Here is an 8,230-nt window from a genome sequence, read left to right as displayed (position 1 = left end):
CAGGAAACGGGCTCGGGATGGAGCAGCAGGCAAGTCACGAGTGCTGGCGTGAACGGAGCAAGCAGTTGAACCCGCGCATGCGCGAGGGAGGGACCAGATCATGTCTATTGACTCCGCGCCTTTGATGGGTGACCCATTACCCCGCGCGCGAGTAATGCCTCAGTCTTGGGTGGTGAGCGGACCCTCCAATCTGTAGGGGTCGCCTGCCTGCCGGCGGGCAGGGATTTATCCGACCCGTATGGCTTACTGCGGGCTTGATAAAACTTGTCCTGAGCACTTCGACTACGCTCAGTATAAACTCAGCCGAAGGATCAAGCCCCTACAGTAATACCACCAATAACTGAGGCATTACGCGCGCGAAAGCAAATGGCTTGCGCCTGAAGCTCCCCATGTGGCATAATGCCGATGGGAGGCATCACACCGACCAACATAAACAGGGGGTAATACATGCCGCTGGTAACTTCGAAAGAGCTGTTCAAGAAAGCGCTCAAGGGCGGCTATGCCCTCGGGGCGTTCAACGTCAACAACATGGAGATCATTCAGGGCATCGTGGAGGGGGCGGCCGAGGAAAATGCCCCGCTTATCCTGCAATTTTCCGCCGGCGCGCGGAAGTATGCCCGCCACGAGTACCTCGTCAAGCTCGTCCAGGCAGCGCTGGAGACCTGCGATCTCCCCATCGTGCTCCACCTCGACCACGGCGAGGATTTCGAAATATGCAAGGCGTGCGTGGACGGGGGGTTCACCTCGGTGATGATCGACGGGTCCAGGCATCCCTTCGAGGAGAACGTCGCGCTCACCAGAAAGGTGGTCGAGTACGCCCATCCCCGGGGCGTCACGGTCGAGGCGGAGCTGGGGAAACTCGCCGGCGTTGAGGATAATATTTCGGTGAGCGAGAAGGATGCGATCTTCACAAATCCCGACCAGGCAAAGGAGTTCGTCACGCGCACCGGCTGCGATTCGCTCGCCGTGGCGATAGGGACGAGCCATGGCGCCTACAAATTCAAGGGTGAGCCCGCGCTTGACTTTGACCGCCTTGTGGAAGTTCAGGAGCGGCTGCCGGACTTCCCGCTCGTCCTCCACGGCGCATCGAGCGTCCCCCGGGATCTCGTTGACATATGCAACAAATACGGGGGTAAGATACTCGGCTCACGGGGCGTCCCCGAGGAGATGATCAGCAGGGCGGCGAAGATGAACGTGTGCAAGGTGAATATCGACACCGACATCCGCCTGGCGATCACCGGGGCGATACGCAAGTCGCTCGCGGAGAACCCGGGGAACTTCGATCCACGCCACTACCTCGGCCCGGCTCGGGACGCAATCAAGGAGGTGGTCACGCGAAAGATCAAGGTGCTCGGCTGCGGTGGAAAAGCCCTCGACTGAGAACAGGTAGTCAGTAGTCAGTAGCTGGTAGTTAGGGATGAGGAGTTTTATGAAAGCACACAGGGACCCATCGCATTAACCCTGACTACTAACTACTGGCTACTAACTACTAAAAAAGGAGTTTCCCATGCCACTCTCATTTGCCATGACACTGAACATTCTGATCGTCGCCTCGCTCGCCGTACTCGCCCTGGCCGTCCTCATGCACGTGCGCCAGACGCGCCGGAAGCTCGATGCGATCGATTTTGAAGAGATGAAACGCCGCCTCTCCGATCTCGGCCAGAAGGTGGAAGAGATCGAGCGCGCCCTTGAGACGTCCCGGAAAGAGACCGCCGAGCTGAAGATCAAAGGCAAGGCAATCGAGAACGATCTCAGCGAAATCAAGGAGGAGATGCGCCGTTTCCTCGGCATATTCAAGACGGTCCTCTACGGCTTCGACTACATCGTGCAGGGGTGCAAAAACGCCCTGGAGATAGGCCCCGCCGAGAAGCAGCCCGGGGAGAAGCAGATCCTGTCAGAGTGATGCGTTTTGCACGGGCGGCTCGCCACGTTCCCGATCCGGCTATGAGCTCCCAGGGGGGGTGCAGGAAGTTTTGAACAGGTACATCCTCTTCCACATACTCGGCATCTTCATACTCCTCTGCTTCTCGTTCTTCTTCTCGTGTGCGGAGACCACGCTTTTCTCCCTCTCGAGCTTTCAGGTAAAGAAACTGCAGCGCGGACATCCGAGCCGCGGCGGCCTCATCGCCACTCTGCTCGCCAATCCCCGCCGGCTCCTCATCTCAATCCTCATCGGCAACATGTTCGTCAACATACTCTCCTCCACACTCGGCGAATCACTGATGAGATCCCTTATCCCGGGCACCGAGGGCACCCTCTATGCGATCATCATCATGACCTTCGCCATTCTCGTGGTCGGAGAGGTCACTCCGAAGACCATCGCCATTCGATGCAACATGCGCTTTGCCCCTTTCGTCGCCCCGATCATCAATGCGATCGGAACAATTGAGTATCCCGTCCGGCGCATCGTGCGCATCGTTTCGGACAAAATCACTTCTCTCTTCACTCCCACAATCCCACCGACAGAAACGGCCATTACTGAAGACGAGATCAAAACAGCGATCAGGATCGGCTCCCGCGAGGGGGTCGTGGGTCCACAGGAGAAGGAGATGATTCAGGGGGTCTTCGATTTCGCCAGCAGGCGCGTGGGAGCGATCATGAGGCCCCGCAAAGAGATCGTGGCATTCGACCTCAGGCACCCCCTGCGCGAGATCGAACAGGCGATCAGGACACGAGAGTACTCCCGCATCCCCATCTATGACAAAGCGCTGGACAATATTGTCGGCATCCTCTACGCCAAGGACCTCCTGCGCGCCATAGGCCTGTTGCCAGGGGCGGACCTCACCTCGATACTCAGGCCCGCGTACTTTGTCCCCGAGACAAAAACTGCCGCGTCCCTCCTGCGGGAGTTCAAGCGGAGGAAAACGCACCTCGCCATCGTGGTGGATGAGTACGGAGGGGTGTCGGGCCTCGTCACGCTCGAGGACCTGCTCGAAGAGATCATCGGCGAGATCAGCGATAAGGGCGACACCGCCCCCCTCTATCAGAAGCTGGATGAGCGCAGCTTCAGGGTCAATGCCCGCATGGAGCTCGGAGCGTTCAACCAACTGCTCGGCAGTTCGCTCAAAGACCAGCACAGCGCCACGATCGGCGGCTTCCTCGTGAGCCGGATAGGCATAATTCCGCCTGAGGGGTATCGCTTCTCGTACGGCGACCTCCAGTTCATCATCTCGGCCGCCGAGAAGAGCCGCATCCGGGAAATCATCGTGAGCAGAGGGGGGCAAAAATGATCCTGAATGTCCTCCCCATTATCCTTGTCTGCATGATACTCCAAGCCTTTTTTGCAGGGGCGGAGATGGCGGTCATCTCCTGCAACCGCATCAAGGTGCGCCACAAGGCCGAGATGGGCGAACGACGGGCCCGCATCGTGCAGTGGTTCCTGGAAGAACCCAGGAACCTCCTCGCCACCACCCTCGTCGGGTACAACCTGTCGGTGGTCGTCGGTTCCTGCGTCCTCAACAACCTCATATCCCGCTATGCGCCGCTCAATACCGAGAACATATTCTCCCTCATCTTCTACTGGCCCCTCGTGCTCATCGTGGGCCAGATAGTGCCGATGGCCTACGGGAGGCAGTATGCAAACAGGCTCTGCCTCACCTTCGCCAGGCCGCTCAGGGTTGCCTACTATGCCCTCTTCCCGCTGGTGCTCTCGGCCTCCCTCCTGGGGATGGGGATCACCAGGATCTTCACGAGGGGGAGGACAAAGAAAAACCCGTTCGTGACGAGGGAGGAGCTCGAATTGATGCTCAAGGAGAGCCACGAGGCGGGGATGCTCCAGGGCGATGAAAAGGAGATGATCGAGGAGATATTCTACTTCGGAGAAAAATCCGCCCGTCATGCGATGGTCCCGCTCATCGATGTCGTCGCCGCCCCCGAGACGGCTACCATAGCCGAACTGTGGCGGCTCATTGCCGAGGTTGGCCACTCCCGCATACCGATATATCGGGGGAGAATTGACACTATCGTCGGCACGGTGCACGCCACGGACCTGATCGGTCTCCCCGCCGAACAATCAGTGCGCGACGCCATGCGCTCACCCTACGTCGTCCCTGAATCCGCCCGCATCAAGGCCGTTCTCGCCGAACTCAAGCGCAACAACAAGCAATTGGCGATCGTGGCGGATGAGTACGGCGGCGTTTCAGGGATCCTCACCATGGAGGATATCATCGAAGAGATCGTGGGTGAAATCGATGATGAGTATGATGCCGGTGAGCGGGCCGAATGGGAGAAGAGCGGCGAATCGGTCATTGTCGACGGCAGGATGCGCATCGACGACTTCAACGACGAGTTCGGCCAGCACATTCCCGAAGACGTGTGCGAAACGATCGGCGGGTTTGTGATTAATCTCCTCGGGAAAATCCCCTCGCCGGGCGCCGAGGTTTCCTATGAGCACCTGGCCTTCCGGGTTTCCGAGGCGACCGACCGGCGTGTGGTGCGGGTGGAGGTCACCGGGGCGCGCGAAACCGCCTGAGGGGCGACTATGCCGGACATTCCCCGAAAACTTATCATCAAAATACACAATACGTTGTGTCGGAAGTGGATGCAGTATTAGTGAAGTGAGACAGATACTATTTTGTAGGTGTATTCCAATGCATAATCCACCACGGAGGCACGGAGGACACGGAGATCTGTAAAACAGTAACAACAGTTTCTCGTTTCTAGTTTCTAGTGTGGTGTCTCAGAATTGCCTTGAACTAATTTGTCATTGCGATCCCGCAAAGCGGGAGAAGCAATCTCTTGCCCCTCAATAAGTTGAGATTGCTTCGTCGTCCCGCTTAGCGGGACTCCTCGCAATGACATGATTATGAAAGTTATCGTTGAGCCGGCACACTAGAAGGAGATTGATCTGTGTGTATCTGTGTTCATCTGTGGCTAAAATTAATCCTCATAATCCGTGTTAAACTCTTTGACTTCTCAGTGTGCTCCGTGCTCTCTGTGTCTCCGTGGTGAAAAATTACCTTAGTTTCTAAAAAATGGGGGAACCCCAGGCGACTATGGTATTGACTTGCTCGCTCTGATTCTGTATAAGTTTGTAGGGTCAAAGGGATGGAGGGCACATGGAGATCTTCATCAAGCTGCTCATAGGATTTGCGGTTTTCTTCATCGGCGTGGTGCTCAATGTTTCCATCATGAGGAAGGTCGAGGGGAAAGCGAAAGGGTTCCTGCCAATCGCCTCTTTTCTCATTATCTGCGCCGGCCTCGTGATTCTCGTCCTGATGGCCGATTCAATCGAAATCAGCCTCTGATACGAGCGGAGCGGCACCCCACAGGGTCGGGATGGGCGCCCCGGCGGCGATGGCGCTCATCACTCCCCGCTCGCTACCGGTTTGAGCGCCTGTATCCTCTTCACGCGCTCCTGGAGCTCCCGGGTATAGGCATCCCAATCCGTGATCGGCTTCCGCGCGACGCCGCTCTCCATGGCGGCCTTCGCCACGCGCGGTGCCACCCACAGCAACACCCGCGGGTCAAAAGGCTTGGGGATTATGTAGCCGCGGCCGAAGCTGAACTCCTTGCCGCCGTATGCCCGCCGCACCTCCTCGATAACCTCCTCACGGGCGAGCGCCGCCAACCCCTCCGTGGCGGCATGTTTCATGGCCTCATTGATATTGGTCGAGCGGACATCCAGAGCCCCTCTGAAGATAAACGGGAAGCCGAGGACGTTATTCACCTGGTTGGGGTAATCGGAGCGGCCGGTGGCCATGATGAGGTCGCCGCGCGCTGCGGTGGCCGCTTCATAGGTGATCTCGGGGTCCGGGTTTGCCATCGCGAAAATGACCGGGTTCTTGCTCATTGAGCGGACCATCTCCTGGCTGACCAGGTTCTTATACGAGAGCCCCATGAAAACGTCCGCCCCCTTGAGGGCATCAGCGAGGCTCCTGGCTTTTGTCTTGATCGCGAACTTTTCCTTGTACGAATTCATCCCCTTCGCGCGGCCTTCATAGATAACCCCGGCGCTGTCGCAGAGCATCAGATTCTCCTTCTTCACTCCGAGGCTGAGATAGTATGTGGCGCAGGCAATGCCGGCCGCGCCAGCCCCGCTGAAGACCACTCGACAATCCCCTATTTTCTTCCCCATGATCTCCAGGGCGTTGAGGAGCGCCGCTCCGGAGATGATTGCCGTTCCATGCTGGTCATCGTGGAACACCGGTATCTGCATTTCGCGTTCGAGTGTCTCCTCTATCGGGAAGCACTCAGGCGCCTTGATGTCTTCGAGGTTGATGCCGCCGAAGGTGGGCTCGAGCAGCTTGACGAGCCGTATGATCTCCTGCGGGTCTTTTGAGTCTACCTCGAGATCAAAGGCGTCAACGTCCGCGAACCGCTTGAAGAGCACCGCCTTCCCTTCCATCACCGGCTTGCTCGCCAGCGCCCCGATATCACCGAGCCCGAGAACCGCCGTGCCATTGGAAACCACTGCGACCAGGTTGCCCCTGGCGGTCAGGCGGTAGGCCTCCTCGGGTGTTGCCGCGATCGCGAGACTGGGGATGGCGACCCCGGGGGTATAAGCGAGCGAGAGATCCTTCTGTGTCGCGCACGGTTTACTGGGCACCACCTCGATCTTGCCTCTCCTGCCACGGGAGTGGTACTCGAGCGCCTCTTTCTCACTTATCATTTTGAACCTCCTTTCCTTTTATCTGGTAATGTCAAAAGATATTGTAAAGCAACCACAGATTTATCTGATTATTTATGCCTTTTCTGAGTAAATCAGTGGTGATTCATCTGTGGTAACATCCGTATAATTAAGCCGCTGTATGGAAATTCTTTCCTTTCTCCATTTACCACAGATTTATTCACCACAGATTGGCGCAGACTTCCTCCCCCCCCCAAATCTTCACAACTATCTGTGCAATCTGTGGTTGCATTCAGCTCTTTCATAGAACTTTTGACACTACCTTTTATCTCGTCTCAGCAGGACCCGCGGCTGAGCTGCGGGGGGGGACCCTCTTTCGGAGACTCGGACGATCGAGCCCCGTGTGCAGTCGCCGCAGGCGGACGACCCGCGGCGATCCACGCCACGGTCCCCGTTCAGCGCACCGCAACATCCTATCCCCGCCCAATGCCTAACCGCGGATCACGCGACTGGATACCCCTAAAGATCGTGTCTACGGCAGTACGGAAATTATTATAGTTACAGTCGATGGCTGTGGCAAGCGCGATTTCCGGTTCTGAGCCGGTCTCCTGGGTGGCGCCGGCATGAACCGGAAACCCAAGAATTGATTACCTTCGCGTCTTTGAATTGACTATAATACTGCCGGGCCCCGATCGAATATACTATTCGCCTCAACCATGGGTAGATATTGAAATGATTAAAGAATACATGGAGATCGCGGTGCGCGCCGCTCGGGCGGCGGGCGAGATCATCTCGCGCGATTTCGGGAAGCGGCTGCCGGTCGGCTTCAAGGACCGGGGAAACCCGGTGACCGAGACCGATCTCCAGGCGGAGCGCGCCATCACGTCGATCCTCTCGAAAGAATTCCCCGCTCACGACATCATGACCGAGGAGTCGGCGCAGTCCGCCCGCGGCTCGGAGTTCCTGTGGATCATCGATCCCATGGACGGCACCACAAACTTCACCCATGGGTATCCCTGCGTTTCCGTCTCCATCGCCCTCACGCGCGCCGGTGAGCTGCTTCTCGGCGTTGTGTTCGATCCCCTTCACGATGAGCTGTTCTCCGCTGAGAGGGGAGCGGGGAGCACGATGAACGAAGCCACGCTGCGCGTCTCCGCGATATCCTCGATCGAGGAGAGCCTCCTCTGCACCGGCTTCCCCTACCGGCTGAGGGAGGAGCCCGCCGACAACTTCGAAATCTTCCAGAAGCTCTCGCTGCTCGCCCAGGGCGTGCGCCGGGACGGCTCTGCGGCGCTCGATCTGTGCTACATCGCATCAGGCAGGTTTGATGGATTCTGGGAGAGGGGGCTCAGGCCATGGGACACGGCCGCGGGCACACTGATCCTCAGGGAGGCCGGGGGGAGCGCGACGGATTACGCGGGAGGGGCATATCAGCCGTTCCTGAACGAGATCGTGGCGAGCAACAGTTTGATACACGGCGAGATGCTGCGCGCGTTCAGGTGAGAGAGGAGCGCGCCCGGTTAACGGGTCACCCATCAAAGGCGCGGAGTCAATAGACATGATCTGGTCCCTCCCTCGCGCATGCGCGGGTTCAACTGCTTGCTCCGTTCACGCCAGCACTCGTGACTTGCCTGCTGCTCCATCCCGAGCCCGTTTCCTGCG

6 protein-coding genes and 1 pseudogene are annotated in these 8,230 nt (G+C 58.0%); 6 read left to right on the top strand and 1 reads right to left on the bottom strand.

Going from position 1 to position 8,230, the window contains the following annotated elements; all coding sequences use genetic code 11:
• Positions 1-447 precede the first annotated feature (447 nt).
• From fba to NTX71_02695, 5 genes are all read left to right on the top strand, one after another.
• Positions 448-1,380, top strand: coding sequence for a class II fructose-1,6-bisphosphate aldolase (gene fba / locus NTX71_02715; GenBank protein ID MCX6338816.1), 933 nt, complete (start codon positions 448-450; stop codon positions 1,378-1,380).
• 127 nt (positions 1,381-1,507) lie between these two features.
• A complete protein-coding gene (locus NTX71_02710) occupies positions 1,508-1,903 on the top strand; it encodes a hypothetical protein (GenBank protein ID MCX6338815.1) in 396 nt (131 codons plus the stop codon).
• Between the two features lie 70 nt (positions 1,904-1,973).
• Positions 1,974-3,230, top strand: a complete 1,257-nt coding sequence (locus tag NTX71_02705) for a hemolysin family protein (GenBank protein MCX6338814.1) — start codon at positions 1,974-1,976, stop codon at positions 3,228-3,230.
• Positions 3,227-4,471: a hemolysin family protein gene (locus tag NTX71_02700; GenBank protein MCX6338813.1), complete on the top strand. Its 1,245-nt coding sequence runs from the start codon at positions 3,227-3,229 to the stop codon at positions 4,469-4,471. The genes NTX71_02705 and NTX71_02700 overlap by 4 nt, the downstream gene beginning before the upstream one ends.
• A gap of 586 nt (positions 4,472-5,057) precedes the next feature.
• Complete coding sequence (locus NTX71_02695) at positions 5,058-5,246, top strand: hypothetical protein (protein ID MCX6338812.1); 189 nt, start codon at positions 5,058-5,060, stop codon at positions 5,244-5,246.
• Between the two features lie 125 nt (positions 5,247-5,371).
• Here NTX71_02695 and NTX71_02690 read toward each other — a convergent pair.
• Positions 5,372-6,610, bottom strand: a pseudogene (locus NTX71_02690) (NADP-dependent malic enzyme).
• A gap of 690 nt (positions 6,611-7,300) precedes the next feature.
• Between NTX71_02690 and NTX71_02685 the strand changes: the two are divergent.
• Positions 7,301-8,071, top strand: coding sequence for an inositol monophosphatase family protein (locus NTX71_02685; GenBank protein ID MCX6338811.1), 771 nt, complete (start codon positions 7,301-7,303; stop codon positions 8,069-8,071).
• The last annotated feature ends 159 nt before the right edge of the window (positions 8,072-8,230 follow it).

It is taken from the genome of Candidatus Auribacterota bacterium, from assembly GCA_026392035.1.
In the GTDB taxonomy this organism is placed as follows: domain Bacteria; phylum Auribacterota; class Tritonobacteria; order UBA1439; family UBA1439; genus JAPLCX01.
Note: the sequence above shows the minus strand (reverse complement) of the source record. Positions and strands in the feature narration are given on the sequence as shown.

Coding starts and splice junctions, on each gene's coding strand:
- fba (MCX6338816.1), top strand. CDS start 448: ATGCCGCTGGTAACTTCGAAAGAGCTGTTCAAGAAAGCGCTCAAGGGC.
- NTX71_02710 (MCX6338815.1), top strand. CDS start 1,508: ATGCCACTCTCATTTGCCATGACACTGAACATTCTGATCGTCGCCTCG.
- NTX71_02685 (MCX6338811.1), top strand. CDS start 7,301: ATGATTAAAGAATACATGGAGATCGCGGTGCGCGCCGCTCGGGCGGCG.
- NTX71_02695 (MCX6338812.1), top strand. CDS start 5,058: ATGGAGATCTTCATCAAGCTGCTCATAGGATTTGCGGTTTTCTTCATC.
- NTX71_02700 (MCX6338813.1), top strand. CDS start 3,227: ATGATCCTGAATGTCCTCCCCATTATCCTTGTCTGCATGATACTCCAA.